Source organism: Leisingera sp. SS27, assembly GCF_028368855.1.
Lineage (GTDB): Bacteria > Pseudomonadota > Alphaproteobacteria > Rhodobacterales > Rhodobacteraceae > Leisingera.
The window spans coordinates 339,036-355,823 of sequence record NZ_JAQNCY010000003.1; the positions used below are offsets into that span (position 1 = coordinate 339,036).

Sequence of the window (16,788 nt, forward strand, 5' to 3'; positions counted from 1 at the left end):
GTCTGAAATCTCTTTACTGGATCAAATACGGATGGGGTCGGCCTTGGCCAGCGCATCAAAGCGCATCAGGCTACCGATCAGCTGCGGCATCTGGTCAAGGTAGATCATGTTCGGCCCGTCGGAGGGGGCGTTGTCCGGGTCCTGATGGGTCTCGATGAAGACGGAAGCGATTCCCAGCGAAACGGCTGCGCGCGCCATCAGCGGTGCAAATTCGCGCTGGCCGCCGGTGGAGCCACCCTTGCCGCCGGGCTGCTGGACGGAGTGGGTTGCGTCCATCACCACCGGGTAGCCGCCCTGCGCCATCTGCGGCAGCGAGCGCATGTCTGCCACCAGGGTGTTGTAGCCGAAGGAGGTGCCGCGCTCGGTCAGCAGGATGTTCTGGTTGCCAGTGCTTTCCACCTTGGCGACCACGTTGGCCATGTCCCAGGGCGCCAGGAACTGGCCTTTTTTGATGTTCACGGCCTTGCCGGTGTTGCCCGCGGCCAGCAGCATGTCGGTCTGGCGGCACAGGAAGGCCGGGATCTGCAGGATATCGACGGCTTCAGCCGCCACCGCGCATTGCGCCTCAGTGTGGACATCGGTCAGCACCGGCACGCCGAACTCGCGGCGGATGGTGTCCAGAACCTTCAGCCCCTCGTCGATGCCCAGCCCGCGCTTGCCCGAGAGCGAAGTGCGGTTGGCCTTGTCGTAGGAGGCCTTGAACACGAACTGGGCGCCGGACTTGTCGCAGGCTTCCTTGAGCTGCCCGGCAATCATCCGGGCGTGGTCTGCGGTTTCCAGCTGGCAGGGGCCGGCAATGATGGTCAGCGGACGATCATTGCCGACTGTGAGACCGGCGATATCGATGTTTTTCATGGGTACCCGATGGCTTTACGATGACACCTGCTCCCGCAGGATGGACGCGGTGAGCGAACACATCAGGTAGATACCGGAAAAGATCAGGAAAGCCAAAACGGTATTCTCGAATTTGCGCGGATAGGAGGGTTCCTGGCTGGCGACCGGCTCCACCGCGGTGGTCAGATAGCGCACCTGGCGGTTGGCCTCCATCCGGGTGGTTTCCATTTGCTGCAAGGCCGATTGCAGCATCAGGTCGCGGGTCGCGAGATCGGCCTGGGCCATCTGGATCTGGATGCGCAGGCTGGCCAGCGAGTTTTCGCCGGCGGAGGCATCCACCATCCGGTTGTTGAGGCTGGCAATCACCGCCTCCAGCCGCTTGATGTCGGCTTCGGCGCCGGACACCTTGGCGCGGTTGGGGCGCGCGTTGTCCTGCAGCGCGGCCAGCTCCAGCCGTTTTTCCTCCAGCTGGATTTCAAAGGTGCTGATCTGCGACCGCAGCGCGGCCACCACGCCTTCGGGGTCCAGAACCGCGCCCTGCTGCTGCAGCACCACAAGGTTGCGCTGCGCGGCCCGGCGTTTTTCCTCGGCAGCGGTCAGCGCGGCCTCGGATTCGGCCATCTGGTCGGCCCGCTTCTGCTGCGAGAGGTTGTTCACCTTTTCCTGCGCGTAGGAGATCAGCCGGCGGGAAAACTCCGCCGCGACTTCGGGATCGGCGGCCGAGACCTCCATCCGGACCACGCCTTCGGTGGGGTCGTAACCGATTTTCACGTTGCGCTTGTAGGTGGCAAAGGCCTGCTCGTTGGTGGGGTCCGCTTCCAGCCGCTGGATCGGATCCAGCCAGTCCTGGGTGAAATGCGTCCTGAAGCCGGATTCCGCGTCCAGCCGCAGCATTGCCTCCTTGGATTGCAGGTAATCCTGCACCGCGATCGAATCCTGGCTGGTGGCAAACTGGGTGCCGCTGAGCAGCCCGCCGACGCCGCCGCCCGCGCCGCCATCGGCCTGAAGCACCAGGAAGGCGGATTTGGAGGAGTACATCGGCGTGGCCACCGAATAGAAGTAATAGCCTGCGGCCAGCGTCGGCAGCATCACGAAGAATGCCAGACGCGCCGCGAGCAGCGACAGCTTGCGGCGGCGGCGGCGCGCAATGTCGCGCTGGATGTCCTGGATTTCGCGGGCGCGCCGCTCCGCCGGGCTCAGCTCTGCCGCCGGCAGGTTGCTGCGGCCGGCCGGAACCGTCTGCGGCAGCTGGATGGAGCCGGGGGCAGGCGGGCTGCCCGCGGGCTGCGCCTTGTTCTGGGGCACCACCAGTTCCAGCATGTTGGCGCGTTTGAACGGGTCGATGCCGCGCTCGCGCAGCATCCGCACGGCCTCAAAATCAGAGGTGGCGGGCAGGTTGTGCTTTTGCGCCATCCGCCGCGCCAGGCGCAGCTGGCGGCCGGTCAGCCCTTCCTGGCGGATCGCGTCGAGATCGGTTTCCATCTGGGTCTCGCGGGCAGAGCTGACCATGCCCGAGAGGGGGGCGGCGGACGCCCCGGCACCGGCGGACGCAGGCGCAGCGGAAGCGGGAGCAGCGGCCGCAGGCCTTGCGGCTGCCGCGGCAGGCTTTTGCGGTGCCTGCGCCGGGGCTTCGCTGCCGTCCGCAGGGCTGCTGCGGCGGATGCGGAACTTCTTAGCTCTCGGTTTCGTAGTCATAGAGCTGTTTCGCTTCTTCCAAAGTGTCAAACATGTGCAGCTGCCCCTGCAACAGGACGGCAGCTGAACGGGCAAATTTTTCCAGTGTCTGGGCCTGGTGCGAGACGATGATGATGGTGGTGGTCTGCAGCCGTTCCTGCAGGATCTCGCCGGCCTTGCGGTTGAACTCCACATCGGTGGTGGAGGGCATGCCTTCGTCGATCAGGTAGATGTCGAAATCCAGTGCCAGCATCAGCGAGAAGCTGAACCGCGCCCGCATGCCGGAGGAATAGGTGCCCACCGGCTGGTCGAAATATTCCTTGAGCCCGCAGAGCCAGCGGCAATAGGCCTCCACGTAATCCGGGTCCAGCCCGTAGAGCTTGGCGATGTAGCGGCAGTTCTCCATTGCCGACAGGCGGCTGATGACGCCGCCCATGAACCCGAGCGGAAAAGACACCTTGCAGTTGCGGCGGATCTCGCCCTCATCGGGTTTTTCAAGTCCCGCCATCATGTTTATCAGGGTGGTTTTGCCGGTTCCGTTCGGGGCCAGCACGCCCAGCGATTTGCCGGGTTCAATACGGAACGACACGCGGTCAAGGATCACCTTGCGCTGGGTTCCTGTCCAAAAGGACTTGCTGACGTTCTCAAACTCAAGCATCGCTTGTTCCGGTACTGCCTGTACGGCCCTCTGGCGGGCTCTCTCAACTGCCTCATTGCCCAGGCGCTTGCAGGGCGCCTATGGCCCTTTCTTATCAAAAGAGTGTTAATGGCCTACGCGGTGAATTTGGCCTTATTATGTCGAATTGTGACATAAATCATCAACCAATTCTTAACCAATTTGCCGCGGATCCGGGCCGCAGGGGCCGGAAAATGCAGGCAGAAGCGGTTTGCGGGGTGCCAGGTGACTGTTTCCAGGCTCGAAACAATGAAAAGCAGCCGGCGGCTGAAGGAGCAGATTCGCAGCTGCCGGATCTGCGCGGACCGGTTTGCCGCCACGGCCACCGCGCATGAACCGCGCCCGGTGGTGTGGTTCCGCCCCTCTGCGCGTATCCTGATTGCGGGTCAGGCGCCGGGGCTGCGGGTGCATGAAAGCGGCCGCCCCTTCACCGATCCCTCCGGCGACCGGCTGCGGGCCTGGCTGAGGCTGAGCGAGGCGGAGTTTTATGACAAGGACCGCGTCGCGGTGGTGCCGATGGGGTTCTGCTTTCCCGGCTACAATGGCAAGAAAGCCGACCTGCCGCCGCCTGCTGTCTGCGGCAGGACCTGGCATCATCAGGTGATGGACTATCTGCCGGATGTGCAGCTGAAGGTCTTGGTCGGCGCTCATGCGCAGCGCTATCATCTGGGGCTGAAGGGGCCGGTGACGGAGCTGGTCCGGGGCTGGCGGGATCATGCGCCGCAGGTCTTCCCCTTGCCGCATCCCTCGTGGCGTAATACCGGGTGGCTGAAGAAAAACCCCTGGTTCGAGGCGGAGCTGCTGCCGGTTCTGCAGGCCCGGGTGAAGGAGCTGATGCGATGACAGATGAAACCCCGCTGGATCTGGCCCATGCCGCGATGGAAGCCGCGCCCGAGGATGATGCCGCCCGGCTGCGGTTCTATGAGCGGCTGGCGGATGCAGAGCTGTTCCTGATGCTGGAGAAGGAAGCGGAGGGAGAGCAGATCTCGCCAGTGCTGTTTGACACGCCCGACGGCGCCTTTGTGCTGGTGTTCGACCGGGAGGAGCGGCTGGCGCAGTTTGCAGGCCAGGCGGTGCCCTATGCCGCCCTGTCAGGCCGGGTGATATCGCAGATGCTGGCCGGGCAGGGGGGCGGCCAGAGAATTGGACTGGGGCTGAACCTGGAGGTGGCGCCCTCCGCCTTTCTGATCCCGGCAGAGGCCATCAGCTGGCTGCACCAGACGCTTGGCCATGCACCGGAGGAAGTCGAGGCAGGCGTCGCCGAATTCGCCGCCCCCAAGGGCCTACCGGAGGCGCTGCTGACCGCGCTGGACGCCAAGCTTGCGACTGCAGGCGGTCTGGCGGCGGCGGCCTATCTGGCCGGTGTGCGCTATGCCGGTGGCGGGCAGGGGCATCTGCTGGGGTTTGTCGGCGCCAAGGAAGCGGCGCAGGCCTCGCTCGCCAAGGCCGCCAGCGAGGCGCTGACCTTTTCGGGGATTGAGGCCGGGGCGATGGACGTGGGCTTCTTCGCCGCAGAGGACCCGGTGGCGGCCAGTCTGGCTCGCGTCGGCCTGCGCTTTGACCTGCCGCAGCCCAAGGCGCCGCAGGAAATGAAGCCCGTCACGCCCGGCAGCGACCCTGAAAAGCCGCCGCGGCTCAGGTAAGCATTTCTCGCCCTTTGCCGTTTTCGCCTTATCTGCTGCTGCAAGGGCAGGGCGGCGGCCCGTGCCCGCCACACAGCAGGGAGGGGAAAACCATGTCCATCAAACAGACCGCACATGACTTCTGCGAGGCCTGCGATGCGGGCAAGGGCTGGGACGTGTGCCGCGAATGGTGCACGCCGGACGCGACATTCTCTGTCCAAGCGGATGCGCTGGCAGAGATCAGGACGATTGCGGATTATACCGAATGGGCCAAGGGGCTGCTGACACCGATGCCGGACGCCCATGCCGAATTCAAATCCCTGATGGCGGATGAGGACAGCAACCGCGCGATCCTGTTTGCGGTGTTCCATGCCACCCATACGGTGGACGCCGGCAACGGCGCGCCGACGGGCAAGAAAGTCGCCTCGGATTATGTCTATGTGCTGGACTTCGAGGGCGGCAAGATCCGTCACATGACCAAGGTCTGGAACGACGTGCACGCCCTGACGCAGCTGGGTTGGATGTAGCCGAACAAGAAAACGCCCGCTGCGAGGCAGGCGCTTTGACTGTCTGAAACCAGCCGGTTGCAGGCGGAAAGGTTACTCCGCCGCTTCCAGCTTGTCCTGGGTGCGGGTCTCGAAATCGCTGGCGTCGTGGCGCTCATGCAGCTGGGTGGACGGATCGCCGGAGGTGCGGTTCACCATGCGGCCGCGCTGCGCCGCCGGGCGGGCGTCGATGGTCTTGGCCCAGCGGACCACGTTCTTGTAGCTGGCGGCATCCAGGAACTCGGCCGCATCGCCGTAGTTGCGGCCCAGAACCAGCTGGCCGTACCAGGGCCAGATGGCGATATCGGCGATGGTGTATTCGTCACCGGCAATAAACTCGCGCTCCGCCAGCTGCCGGTCCAGCACATCCAGCTGGCGTTTGGTCTCCATGGTGAAACGGTCGATCGGATACTGGAATTTCTCCGGCGCATAGGCATAGAAATGGCCAAAGCCGCCGCCCAAGTAGGGCGCGCTGCCCATTTGCCAGAACAGCCAATTCATTGTCTCGGCGCGGGCCGCGCCCTCCTTGGGCAGGAAGGCCCCGAACTTCTCCGCCAGATGCAGCAGGATCGAGCCGCTCTCGAACACCCGCACCGGCTCCGCGCCGCTGCGGTCCAGCAGTGCCGGGATCTTGGAGTTCGGGTTCACATCAACAAAGCCGGAGCCGAACTGGTCGCCGTCGCCGATCTTGATCAGCCAAGCGTCATATTCGGCGTCCGCGTGGCCTGCCGCCAGCAGCTCCTCGAACATCACGGTCACTTTCACCCCGTTCGGGGTCGCCAGCGAGTACAGCTGGAAGGGATGCTTGCCCGCGGGCAGCTCCTTGTCATGGGTCGCACCGGCGATGGGACGGTTGATGGAGGCAAACTCGCCGCCGTTCGCTTGTTCCCATTTCCAGACTTTCGGCGGGGTGTAGGGGGTGTCGCTCATCTGTCGGCCTTGTCCTGATTGTTTCCTGTTGCGTCTCAATCGCTCGCGCTGCGGCGACCGGTTCCGGCAGAGATAAGGGGGATTTCGGAAATTCCAATGACTGGAAGGTCTGCGCGCGGAAATTTTACAATCCGCTCACATCCTCTCGTCCCCGGACACAGAGCCGTGAGCCCCCCTTCGCATTTGCCGCTGCGGCAGTAATGTCAGTGCCAAGGCCGGTGCGTTGGACCGGAGCCCAAGTTGAAGCGATCACCGATGAAAGGGATGATTTGATGAAGCGTCTTGTTTTTGCTGCTGCGGCAGCGCTGTCCTTTGCCCTGCCGGCCTTTGCCGGGGAGCAGTACGTTGATGGCACCGGTTATGCCGTGTCGGGTTATGACGTGGTGGCCTACCGCAGCCTGGAGATGAACCCGGTCGGCACCCCGCAGACCGCCCCGGTGCGCGGCAACGCGGCCTTTACCGCTGAATACAACGGTGCCACCTGGGCGTTCTCCTCGGCTGAGAACCGCGACAAGTTCGCCGCCAACCCGGACTATTACGCGCCGCAGTATGACGGCCACTGCGCCTATGGCGTCTCCAAGGGCGGTAAGGTGCCGGCCAACCCGAACCTGTGGCGCATCGTGGATGACAAGCTCTATCTGAACATCACCGATGTTGTCGTCGGCTTCTGGGAGGAGGACATCCCCGGCAACATCAACCTGGCCGAAGGCAACTGGCCGGGGATCGAGCCGAAGGCAGCGTCTGACAGCGTGATCCCCAAGTTCACGTCTGAGGGGCCGGTTGCGAACTGATTGTAGCTTGCAGGCAAGGCGAGGGCTTTGCCTGCAAGGCGCTCAAAGTGGTTTTGAGCCTGTTTCAACTAACGCATCTAAGTGCTTAGATGCCCAATATGGGGATGTGCCTGGCGGTTGCGGATGAACGCAAGGCCCCGAAAAGGTGCCGTGAGATGCAACCGGCGCCGTCCCTGCCAGAAACAGGCACGCCGTGCCTGCGATAAGAAATCCGCGTGTTATTCAATTCCACCGGTCAAATCCTGCGCAAGCATCAGCGCATTGCCGTCTGGGTCGTAGAACGTTGCGGTTTTGACCATGCCCTCGACGACATCCGTTTCGCCGTCAAATCTGACTTTGGCCTGCTCCAGTTTCTGCCGGGCTGAATCCAGATCAGCGATCCCAAAAACCGGCACGCAGTTGCCGGGGGCTGGCTTGGTGTGCTCGCCAAGGCCGATGGCGACGCCTGGTGTGTTCGTCCGGACCTCGGACCAGCCCGCCTCGTCGGCATGGTAGAGCAGTTCAAATCCCAACATGGTTTCGTACCATTTTGCGCTCGCATGGCGGTCTTTGACCGACATTGCGATGGTGATGGTTTGATCGACTTCAATAAGCGGCATGGGCTTCCCCTATGATTTAAAATATACTAACTATACTTTATGTACATTAAAACGTTTGTCAACGTCACATCAAAGGCTTGGGCAATGCCCATACTCTCGTGCCTGCATTCGGGCGTGGCCGGACGGCAGGCGCCTCTATTGGCTGCGAGCGGTGCAGGCAGAACCGCCTTCGCGCAAAGCATGGATCATCTGATTGAAATGCAATTGATTGAACGTAATCCCGGGTATGGCCATCCGCTGCGCCCCGAATTCCGCCTTACACAGTTGGGAATTCCGGCGGCGGCTATTGCCCATAAGATCTACGGTGTTTCGAAGGAGGAGGACCAGCCTTTGCTGCGCCGCTCATGGACTTTGCCGATCCTGACATCGCTCCACACACCTAGCCATTTCAGCGGCATCAAGCGAACCCTGCCGGCGATAACGGACCGGGCGTTGTCCCAGTCATTGAAATCCATGGAGGCCAAAAGCTGGGTGTGCCGCAGCGTAGATGCCGCCGCCCGCCCGCCGAGGTCTATCTATCGCGCGGTGAACACCGGTGGCGTGATCAGCCAGCTCATCGCGCCTGAAATTCGGTTCATTTAGAAGAACCTGGAAGAAACGGCCATTCGTTGACAGATGACGAACGTCAGGAATGTCACTCATGCAGGTCATCTTGGAAGGCGGGAGGCCTTTAAAACAAAAAGCCCCGGACGCAGTGCCGGGGCTTCGGAACTCTGGGGCGCGCAACTCAGCGGCGGCGGTCGCGGCGCGAGGACATCGGCTGGAAGGCCACGCCCACATGCGCCTCGCAATAGGGCTTGCCCTGCTGCGAGGGCAGGCCGCAGAACCAGAAGTCCTCGGTTGCGGGGTCGCCCACCGGCCATTTGCAGGTGCGCTCAGTCAGCTCCATCAGGCTCAGCTTTTTGGCTTTCTTCTCGATCTCATTGACCTTGGCCAGCGCCTCGGGGCTGATTTCATTGGCCGAGGGCTGCGGCGGCAGCGGCTGGCCGGCCGGGATGATCTGGCGGCGCGCAGGCGTTGCGGGTTTGGCGTCAGCCGCAGGCTGGGCCGCGGCCGGGCGGGCCGGTTCGGTCTTGGGCTGCGGCTTGGGCTTGGCTGCGGCGGCAGGTTTCGACGCGGCGGCCGCGGGGGCTGCTGCTGGCTTTTCCTTCGGCTCAGCCGCCTTGGATCCGCCGCTGTTGCGGTTGGACAGGCCGAGGCGGTGCACCTTGCCAATGACGGCGTTGCGGGTGACGCCGCCCAGTTCCTTGGCGATCTGGCTGGCCGACTGGCCCTCGCCCCACATTTTCTTGAGCAGTTCGACGCGCTCGTCTGTCCAGGACATCTGTTGCCTTTCCAAGCTAATAGCGGCCCCAGGGGTTCTGCGGCCGCCATCATATTCCGTGTGATCGCCCTATTCTAATCACTGCGGGCGGAGTTACAAGGCATCTTGCGCCTATTGGCACAGCCGTTATGCAGTCCGGGCAGCGAAATGCAGGGGGCAGCATGGCGGATCAAGGTTATCAGGTGGAACTGGGCGCGCGCCGGTTCGGGCGGGTGAACTGGCTGGGCCTCAAGGCGCTGGCCTGGCGCGAGGTGAAGCGGTTCCTGGCGGTCTGGACCCAGACGCTGCTGGCGCCCCTGGTGACCGCGGCGCTGTTCCTGATGATCTTCAACATCGCCATCGGCCCCAAACGCGGCGACGTGATGGGGGTGCCGTTCCTGACCTTCCTGGCGCCGGGCATCATGATGATGACGGTGATCCAGAACGCCTTTGCAAACACCTCATCCTCCATCGTTATTGCCAAGGTGCAGGGCAATATCGTCGACACGCTGATGCCGCCCCTGTCGGGGCTGGAGATCCTGTTGGGCTATCTGGCCGGCGCGGTGGCGCGCGGCACGCTGGTGGCGCTGGGCATCGGGCTGGGGCTGATGGCGGTTCTGCAAATCGTGCCGGCGCACCCGCTGGCGGCGCTGGTGTTCATCGTGCTGGGCGCGGCGTTTCTGGGCGGTCTGGGCATCGTCGCCGGCGTGTTCGCCGACAAGTTCGACCAGATGGCGGCGATCACCAATTTCATCGTGACGCCCCTGGCGTTTCTCTCGGGTACTTTCTATTCAGTGGAGGCGCTGCCGCCGGTTCTGAAAGTAATCTCGCATCTGAACCCGGTGTTCTACCTGATCGACGGGGTGCGATTCGGGGTGATCGGTACGTCGGACAGCCCGCCCTTGCTGGGGCTGGTGGTCTGCAGCGGCGCCACCTTTGCCGTCTGCCTGCTGGCCTGGGTGATGCTGCGCACGGGATACCGGCTGAAACCCTGACGCCTTCATTCCGCGGGCAGGGGGTCCTCTGCAGGCGGAGGTGCCGCCTTCTTGCGCCCCAGCCGCGGATGCAGCTTGCCCGCCAGCAGCGCCGCAAAGGCCGCGGCGGCACCGCCTGCCGCAAATATCCCGGCCAGGGGCGCCACCATCAGAACCAGCCAGGCCGCCCCCGGCGTCAGAATGCCGGAGATATCGCGGTAGCTGGAATAGACCGCCGACATCTCTGTGCGCTCGGAGGGTTTCACCGCCATCAGGAACGGCAGCCCGCCGCAGATATCCAAGAGGATCAGCGCCGCAGACCCCGCCATCAGCATTCCCACCGATACCGCAGGCCAGCCCTGCAGCGCCGCCGCCGCGGCGAAACAGGCGGCAACGGTCAGAAACCCCGTGCGCACGGCCATCCGGATTGAATGCCGCTGCACCCAGCGCTGCAGCAGCGGCGCGCCGAACAGGCAGGCGTTGGTCACGGACAGAAGGATCCCGCCCAGCTCCTGCCCCAGCCCCTTTTCGATGGCAAAGATCGGCAGGTAAACCACATAGATCCACCAGCCGGCAGACCGGATCACCGCAAACAGGAAGCCGGCGATCAGCCGCGGCTGCTCCAGGAACCGCGGCAGGTATTTCAGCGGGCTGGAGGCCGGGCCGCGGGCGCGGGCGATCTGCTTGCCGTTGCCCATCCGCATCCACCAGAAGGCCGCCAGCATGAATACCGCCGCTGCGCCGGAGATAAGGAACGGGGCAGGCGGCCACCAGTCCAGCAGCAGCACCCCCGCCATCGGTCCGGCGGTCCAGCCCAGGGCTGAGTAGAACATCCGCGAGGTCTCGCATCTGCCCAGCTCGACCCGGGAAATGTAGTCCAGCACATAGGCGTTGAAGCAGATGAAGGTGGTGACCGCTGCCATGGTGTTGAGCGCCAGCGCCATCAGCACCGAACCCGGGCTTCCCTCGATGGCGAACCCTGCTGAGGCCACGAACATCGCAGCACCCAGGGAGTAGGCCCAGCGGCGCGGCACCAGCCGGACCAGCGCGGGCACCATCAGCCCGGCCAGCAGCGACAGGATGCCCACCGCGAAATAGGAGGCCGAGACCAGCCCGGCGTCCCCCAATGCCCGGTACATGATCAGCGGAAACACAGAGATCAGCGTGCCGCGCACCACAGCCTCAAGCCCCGCAAGGATGCCGAAATCCCGGACCGAGGGCACCGGCGCATGGCGCAGCCATTCGGGGATTCGCCTCTCGTGCATCTGCGCGCTCCTGTCCTGTTACAGGGCAGGGTGGCGCAGCGGACAGGCGGAAAATGCCAGTTTTCGACTTCGGCGTCGCCGCCGGGCCAGTGGCGGAAAATAACTTTTCGTGAGGGGCGGCGGCCCGGGGCTATTTTCCCGCGGGTGCCGCGCGGCCTGCAGGCGGCCGCATCCGGCCTTCGCGCCAGGCCAGAACGGCGGCGCCGGCCAGGATGATGACGGCGCCGAGGAAGGAGACCGCATCCGGCACCACGCCGAAGCCCAGAAAGTCGTAGAGCGCGGCAAAGACCAGCGTGGCATAGCTGAACGGCGCCACAAAGGACGCATCGGCCCGTGCCATGCCGTTGATGAAACAGGCCTGCGCGCAGGCCATCAAGAGCCCAAGCGCCGCCAATGCGCCCCATTGCCCGGCGCTCGGCATCTGCCAGACCGGCAGCACCGCACAGCTGGCAATCATCATGCCCAGAAGATTGTTGAACCACAGCACCTGCAATGGCCCTTCGCGGCCTGCGAGCTTCTTGATGAAAATCAGCTCCAGCCCCATCACCGCCGCCGCGCCCAGGGCCAGCAGTGCGGCGGGCTGGAAGCTGGCGGGCGTGGGCCTCAGCAGGATCATTGCCCCCATCATCGCAATCAGCGCCGCGCTCCAGCGCCACGGTCCGACGCGCTCGCCCAGCAGCGGGATCGCCAGCAGCATGCCAAAGACCGGGTTCAGGAAGGTAATCGCGGTGGCATCGGCCAGCGGAATATAGGCCACCGAGGCAAACATCAGCGTGACCCCGGCCCAGCCGAAGGAGGTGCGCCCAATGTGATAGCCCCAATGCGGACGGATGAAGCGCGGGCGCAGGATCAGCACAGCGGTCGAAATGCCCGCGAAGGCAAACAGAAAGCGCCCGTGGCTGATCTGCAGCGGATGCAGCGGCGCGCCAAGCACATCTGTCCCCAAGGACTTGGCCAGCAGAGTGGTGCCCGCAATGAAGGTGGTGGCAGCCAGGATCAGGGCGGCGGCCAGGGCCGGGTTCTGCGGAGTGTTGCGCGTCATGGCAACAGCGGTGCGGCAAGCCGCCGCGGGATGCAAGGGGAAAGGCTTCGTCAGCCGCCGTAATATGCCGCCAGGGCAGGGGGCTGCCCCGCAAGTTTGGAGAAGGAGGGGCGCTGCCCCTCTTGGCCTTAAGGCCAATTCACCCCGGAGTATTTTGCCAAAGGTGAAAGGCATGGGCAGCGTGTTGCGGCACATTGGCGGGAAGGGTTGCACAAAAGGGGTTTTCTTTCGCCAAAACCTCCACTATGGAACCACCTCATGATCAAACGCGCATATACCTCCATCTCGCGACGCCGACGCCGCCTGGCGTAACCGGCCCTTGATCCCCTGTGCCTGCCGTGCAGCACATCCCCCATTCGAAATCCATTGATCCACCGTTGACCCAAGGCCAGGCTTCCGTCACAGCTTTGGCTTCCACCTTTGAAAAGGATGATCCCGATGATCCCGTCCGTTCTGCCGACCTACAACCGTGCCCCGCTTGAGTTCGTCAAAGGCGAAGGCGCCTGGCTGACCACGGCGGACGGGCGCCGCTTTCTGGATCTGGGCAGCGGCATCGCGGTCAATGCGCTGGGCCATGCCCATCCGGCGCTGGTGGAGGCGCTGACCTCCCAGGCGCAAGCCTTGTGGCATGTCTCCAACCTCTACCAGATCCCGCAGCAGCAGGCGCTGGCGGACAAGCTGGTGGAGCATACCTTTGCCGACACCGTGTTCTTCACCAACTCCGGCACCGAGGCCTGCGAGCTGGCGGTGAAGATGGCGCGCAAGTATTTCTATGAAAAGGGCCAGCCGGAGCGGGTGGAGATCATCACCTTTGACGGCTCCTTCCATGGCCGCTCCTCTGCTGGCATCGCGGCGGCGGGCTCTGAGAAGATGGTCAAGGGCTTCGGCCCGCTGCTGCCCGGTTTTGTGCATCTGGCCTTCGGCGATCTGGACGGCGTGACCAATGCCATCTCGGACAGCACAGCGGCCATCATGATCGAGCCGGTGCAGGGCGAGGGCGGCATCCGTGTGGTTCCCGATGCAGAGCTGAAGGCGCTGCGCCGGATCTGCGACGAGCATGGCCTGTTGCTGATCCTCGATGAGGTGCAATGCGGCGTCGGGCGGACCGGCAAGCTGTTTGCCCATGAATGGGCGGGCATCACCCCGGACGTCATGATGGTGGCCAAGGGGATCGGCGGCGGCTTCCCGCTGGGCGCGGTGCTGGCCACCGAGGAGGCCGCCAGCGGCATGACCGCAGGCACCCATGGCTCCACCTACGGCGGCAACCCGCTGGGCTGCGCGGTGGGCTGCGCGGTGATGGATCATGTGGCTGATCCGGACTTCCTGGCCGAGGTGAACCGCAAGGCGGGCCTGCTGCGGCAGAAGCTGGAGGGGCTGGTGGCCGACCACCCCGAGGTGTTCGAAGAGGTGCGCGGCTCCGGCCTGATGCTGGGCCTCAAGTGCGCGGCGGCGAATTTTGATGTGGTCAACGCAGGCTACGCCAACGCACTGATCACCGTTCCGGCCGCGGATAATGTGATCCGCTTGCTGCCGCCGCTGACCCTGACGGACGAGGACATCGCCGAGGCCGTCAGCCGTCTTGATGCCGTGGCAACAACCGTTCGCATCGGTAATGCCTGACCTTCCTCTTGCCAGAAAAATCCCGGGGGTCCGGGGGCAGGCAGCCCCCGGCCTTCGCCAGAACAAAGCGATACGACCATGAACCATTTCCTCGACATCCACAAAACCAGCCCTGCCGACCTGCGCGCCATCATCGATCAGGCCAAGGCCACCAAGCAGGCGCGCCTGGGCCGCCCCAAGGCGGCGCTGGACGATGAGCTGCCGCTGAAGGACCGGATGGTGGCGCTGATTTTTGAGAAACCCTCGACCCGGACCCGGGTGTCCTTTGACGTCGGCGTGCGCCAGATGGGCGGCCAGACCATGGTGCTGTCGGGCAAGGACATGCAGCTGGGCCACGGCGAGACCATTGCCGACACCGCCCGCGTCCTCAGCCGTTATGTGGACATGATCATGATCCGCACCTTTGACGAGACCGTGCTGACCGAGATGGCGGAATACTCGGACGTGCCGGTGATCAACGGCCTGACCGACCGCACCCACCCCTGCCAGATCATGGCGGACGTGCAGACCTACGAGGAGCACCGCGGCTCCATCAAGGGCAAGAAAGTTGTGTGGTGCGGCGACGGCAACAACGTCTGCGCTTCCTTCATCCATGCGGCCGGCCAGTTCGGTTTCGACCTCACCTTCACTGGCCCGTCGCAATTGGACCCGGAGGAGGAATTCATGGGGCTTGCGCGCAAGGCAGGGTCCAGGATCACGGTTGAGCGGGATGCCTTCAAAGCGGTGGAGGGCGCCGATCTGGTGGTGGCCGACACCTGGGTTTCCATGCATGACAGCCAATCGTCGAAAGAGCGCCGCCATAACATGCTGCGCCCGTATCAGGTGAATGAAGAGCTGATGGCCCATGCGGGGCCCGACGCGCTGTTCATGCACTGCCTGCCCGCCCACCGCGAGGAAGAGGTGACAAGCGCCGTGATGGACGGGCCGCAGTCGGTGATCTTTGACGAGGCGGAGAACCGCCTGCACGCGCAGAAGGCCATCATGCGGTGGTGCCTGGGCGGCTGACGGGCTTCTGAGACAATGAAGCTGAAACTTCAGATGCGCGGGCTGCCCGGTGAATACGCTGTGTCGCGGCTCGCGCCCGGTGCTGCCATGCCCGCATGGGCCAGCGGGCCGGGACTGGTGAATGTGACCCATGCCGAAGACGAAATTTCGGTTGTCTGCCTGGCCGGGCGGGTGCCGGAGGGCGTGGAATGCTCCCGCGGCTGGGCGGCTTTCCAGGTCTCGGACCTTTATGATTTTGACGCGCCGGGGGTGGTTTTGTCCGCGGTGCGGCCGGTTTCCGAGGCCGGACTTGGGGTCTTTGCCGTCTCAACCTTCTACCGCGACTACTTGCTTGTGCGGCAGGCCGAGCGCGCCGGAGCGGAAGACGCCTGGCGGGCTGCCGGGCACCAGGTGGATGCCGCCGCCATGTAAAAGCGGTGTAGGATGAACCGGTCCTGACGCCAAGTCTTATTCCGGTCCTTCCTTCTGGGGCACGGGTTCCAAATTTGCGAGGTAAAACTATGCCAGGAGCAAAAGGCGGATGCCTGTGCGGTGCAATACGGTATGAAATCGCGCGTCAGCCTGCCAAGGTGACCCTGTGCCATTGCAGGTTCTGCCAGCGCGCAACCGGTGCCGCCTATATGATTCAGCCAGCCTTCGCTGCCGCAGATTTCAAACTGCGCAAAGGCACTCCAAAGAACTACAGCCATATCTCAGCTGGCAGCGGCAAAGAGATACGGGTCAGGTTCTGCGGCACCTGCGGCACCAAACTGTTTCAAGCTTTCGAACGCTTCGAAGGGGCGATCGGGCTGTTTAGCGGCACGCTGGATGATCCCGGCTGGCTTGAGATCAGCCCTGTAAACAGCAAACACATCTTCCTGAAGAGCGCACGCAGCGAAACAGTCATCCCGGCGGATACACCCGTATTCATGCAACACGCTATTTCAGTTGATGGCACGCCCTTGGTGCCAATGGTGCTGGCAACCGCTCAGAAGGCCGGGGACCTGCAGCACGAACCCTCAGGCAGCGAGACCGGATAAGCTGTCCGGTGCCTTGCAAAATCGGTGATCTCAGCCTCTTGTGCCAGTGCCGGTTTCCCGCCAGCATTTCCCTGGTTCGCAAGGGAGATGCATCATGGACAGAACCTCAAAACCGCAAGCGCTGATCGTCGGGGCCGGGACCGGCCTGTCCGCGTCCTTTGCCAGGCAGCTCTCTGCTGCGGGCTATGCGGTGCATCTGGCTGCCCGCAACACGGACAAGCTGGAGGCGCTGGCGGTTGAGACCGGCGCTAAGCTGCACGTGCTGGACGGCACCGATGCCGAAGGGACGTCCGCGCTCATCAGCAATCTGCCCGGCGATCTGCGGGTGGCCTGTTACAACCCCTCAGCCCGGCTGCGCGGGCCTGTGGCGGAGCTGGACCCGGAAGCGGTGAGTGAAGCAGTGGAGATCACCGCCTATGGCGCCTTTGTGCTGGGGCAGGCAGCGGCGCGGCGGATGCTGGCGCAGCAGATGGATAACGGGCGGCGCGGCACCATCCTGTTCACCGGCGCCTCGGCGGGCGTCAAGGGCTTTGCGCACTCCGCTCCCTTTGCGATGGGCAAGTTCGCGCAGCGCGGCCTGGCGCAGTCGATGGCGCGGGAGCTGCATCCCAAGGGCATCCATGTCACCTGGATTAATATCGACGGCGGCATCCGCAATGCCGCGCGGCCTGAGCGGACCGAGGCGGCAGACAACCCCGACAGCATGCTGGACCCGGAGGCCATTGCGCAGGAATACATGCATCTGATCCATCAGCACCGCTCCGCCTGGAGCGACGAGCTGGTGCTGCGGCCCTGGGTGGAGCGGTTCTAGGGCTCGGGCCGTAAGGCAAAGAAAATCCCCCGCAGCCGGAGGGCGCGGGGGCTCTGTTTGTGCGTGAAAGCGGTGCAG

19 protein-coding genes are annotated in these 16,788 nt (G+C 64.0%); 11 read left to right on the forward strand and 8 right to left on the reverse strand.

Annotated elements, in window-relative coordinates; translation table 11 throughout:
* Positions 1-21: 21 nt before the first annotated feature.
* The 3 genes from kdsA to N6L27_RS09620 are packed head-to-tail and all read right to left on the reverse strand — an operon-like array spanning position 22 to position 3,166.
* A complete protein-coding gene (kdsA, locus tag N6L27_RS09610) occupies positions 22-855 on the reverse strand; it encodes a 3-deoxy-8-phosphooctulonate synthase (protein WP_039185663.1) in 834 nt (277 codons plus the stop codon).
* 15 nt (positions 856-870) lie between these two features.
* Complete coding sequence (locus tag N6L27_RS09615) at positions 871-2,529, reverse strand: capsule biosynthesis protein (RefSeq protein ID WP_271907029.1); 1,659 nt, start codon at positions 2,527-2,529, stop codon at positions 871-873.
* Entirely contained in the window at positions 2,507-3,166 is a 660-nt protein-coding gene (locus N6L27_RS09620; protein ID WP_039185658.1) for an ABC transporter ATP-binding protein, read from the reverse strand. The genes N6L27_RS09615 and N6L27_RS09620 overlap by 23 nt, the downstream gene beginning before the upstream one ends.
* A gap of 267 nt (positions 3,167-3,433) precedes the next feature.
* Here N6L27_RS09620 and N6L27_RS09625 point away from each other — a divergent pair, with 267 nt between their 5' ends.
* From N6L27_RS09625 to N6L27_RS09635, 3 genes are all read left to right on the forward strand, one after another.
* The gene (locus N6L27_RS09625; RefSeq protein ID WP_271907030.1) at positions 3,434-4,027 is read left to right on the forward strand and encodes a uracil-DNA glycosylase family protein; all 594 of its coding nucleotides are present in this window, start codon (positions 3,434-3,436) and stop codon (positions 4,025-4,027) included.
* Complete coding sequence (locus tag N6L27_RS09630) at positions 4,024-4,827, forward strand: SseB family protein (protein WP_271907031.1); 804 nt, start codon at positions 4,024-4,026, stop codon at positions 4,825-4,827. Before N6L27_RS09625 ends, N6L27_RS09630 begins: the two co-directional genes overlap by 4 nt.
* A 92-nt stretch (positions 4,828-4,919) precedes the next feature.
* A complete protein-coding gene (locus N6L27_RS09635) occupies positions 4,920-5,333 on the forward strand; it encodes an ester cyclase (RefSeq protein ID WP_271907032.1) in 414 nt (137 codons plus the stop codon).
* Positions 5,334-5,405: 72 nt separating this feature from the next.
* On the opposite strand, the gene yghU is transcribed toward N6L27_RS09635, so the two are convergent.
* Complete coding sequence (yghU, locus tag N6L27_RS09640; RefSeq protein WP_271907033.1) at positions 5,406-6,281, reverse strand: glutathione-dependent disulfide-bond oxidoreductase; 876 nt, start codon at positions 6,279-6,281, stop codon at positions 5,406-5,408.
* Between the two features lie 272 nt (positions 6,282-6,553).
* On the opposite strand from yghU, the gene N6L27_RS09645 reads away from it, so the two are divergent.
* Positions 6,554-7,072, forward strand: a complete 519-nt coding sequence (locus tag N6L27_RS09645) for a YHS domain-containing (seleno)protein (protein ID WP_271907034.1) — start codon at positions 6,554-6,556, stop codon at positions 7,070-7,072.
* A gap of 218 nt (positions 7,073-7,290) precedes the next feature.
* On the opposite strand, the gene N6L27_RS09650 is transcribed toward N6L27_RS09645, so the two are convergent.
* Positions 7,291-7,671 (reverse strand): VOC family protein, encoded by a 381-nt coding sequence (locus tag N6L27_RS09650; protein ID WP_271907035.1) that lies wholly within the window; start codon positions 7,669-7,671, stop codon positions 7,291-7,293.
* A gap of 39 nt (positions 7,672-7,710) precedes the next feature.
* On the opposite strand from N6L27_RS09650, the gene N6L27_RS09655 reads away from it, so the two are divergent.
* Positions 7,711-8,253, forward strand: a complete 543-nt coding sequence (locus N6L27_RS09655; protein WP_271907036.1) for a winged helix-turn-helix transcriptional regulator — start codon at positions 7,711-7,713, stop codon at positions 8,251-8,253.
* A gap of 145 nt (positions 8,254-8,398) precedes the next feature.
* Here the strand turns inward: N6L27_RS09655 and N6L27_RS09660 are convergent, their stop codons facing one another.
* Positions 8,399-8,995: a GcrA family cell cycle regulator gene (locus N6L27_RS09660; RefSeq protein WP_271907037.1), complete on the reverse strand. Its 597-nt coding sequence runs from the start codon at positions 8,993-8,995 to the stop codon at positions 8,399-8,401.
* Between the two features lie 161 nt (positions 8,996-9,156).
* Here N6L27_RS09660 and N6L27_RS09665 point away from each other — a divergent pair, with 161 nt between their 5' ends.
* The gene (locus tag N6L27_RS09665) at positions 9,157-9,969 is read left to right on the forward strand and encodes an ABC transporter permease (protein ID WP_271907038.1); all 813 of its coding nucleotides are present in this window, start codon (positions 9,157-9,159) and stop codon (positions 9,967-9,969) included.
* Between the two features lie 5 nt (positions 9,970-9,974).
* On the opposite strand, the gene N6L27_RS09670 is transcribed toward N6L27_RS09665, so the two are convergent.
* Together N6L27_RS09670 and N6L27_RS09675 are read right to left on the reverse strand one after the other, a co-directional pair.
* Positions 9,975-11,213: an MFS transporter gene (locus N6L27_RS09670; RefSeq protein WP_271907039.1), complete on the reverse strand. Its 1,239-nt coding sequence runs from the start codon at positions 11,211-11,213 to the stop codon at positions 9,975-9,977.
* A 130-nt stretch (positions 11,214-11,343) separates the two neighbouring features.
* Positions 11,344-12,255 (reverse strand): DMT family transporter, encoded by a 912-nt coding sequence (locus tag N6L27_RS09675; protein ID WP_271907040.1) that lies wholly within the window; start codon positions 12,253-12,255, stop codon positions 11,344-11,346.
* Positions 12,256-12,693: 438 nt separating this feature from the next.
* On the opposite strand from N6L27_RS09675, the gene N6L27_RS09680 reads away from it, so the two are divergent.
* From N6L27_RS09680 to N6L27_RS09700, 5 genes are all read left to right on the forward strand, one after another.
* Entirely contained in the window at positions 12,694-13,875 is a 1,182-nt protein-coding gene (locus N6L27_RS09680) for an aspartate aminotransferase family protein (RefSeq protein ID WP_271907041.1), read from the forward strand.
* Positions 13,876-13,953: 78 nt separating this feature from the next.
* On the forward strand, positions 13,954-14,880 hold the full coding sequence (argF, locus tag N6L27_RS09685; RefSeq protein ID WP_271907042.1) for an ornithine carbamoyltransferase: 927 nt from the start codon (positions 13,954-13,956) through the stop codon (positions 14,878-14,880).
* Between the two features lie 15 nt (positions 14,881-14,895).
* Positions 14,896-15,291 carry an ACT domain-containing protein gene (locus N6L27_RS09690; RefSeq protein ID WP_271907043.1) on the forward strand — a complete coding sequence of 132 codons (396 nt, stop codon included), beginning with the start codon at positions 14,896-14,898 and terminating at the stop codon, positions 15,289-15,291.
* A gap of 89 nt (positions 15,292-15,380) precedes the next feature.
* Positions 15,381-15,899: a GFA family protein gene (locus N6L27_RS09695; protein ID WP_271907044.1), complete on the forward strand. Its 519-nt coding sequence runs from the start codon at positions 15,381-15,383 to the stop codon at positions 15,897-15,899.
* Positions 15,900-15,993: 94 nt separating this feature from the next.
* Positions 15,994-16,710: an SDR family NAD(P)-dependent oxidoreductase gene (locus N6L27_RS09700; protein ID WP_271907046.1), complete on the forward strand. Its 717-nt coding sequence runs from the start codon at positions 15,994-15,996 to the stop codon at positions 16,708-16,710.
* The last annotated feature ends 78 nt before the right edge of the window (positions 16,711-16,788 follow it).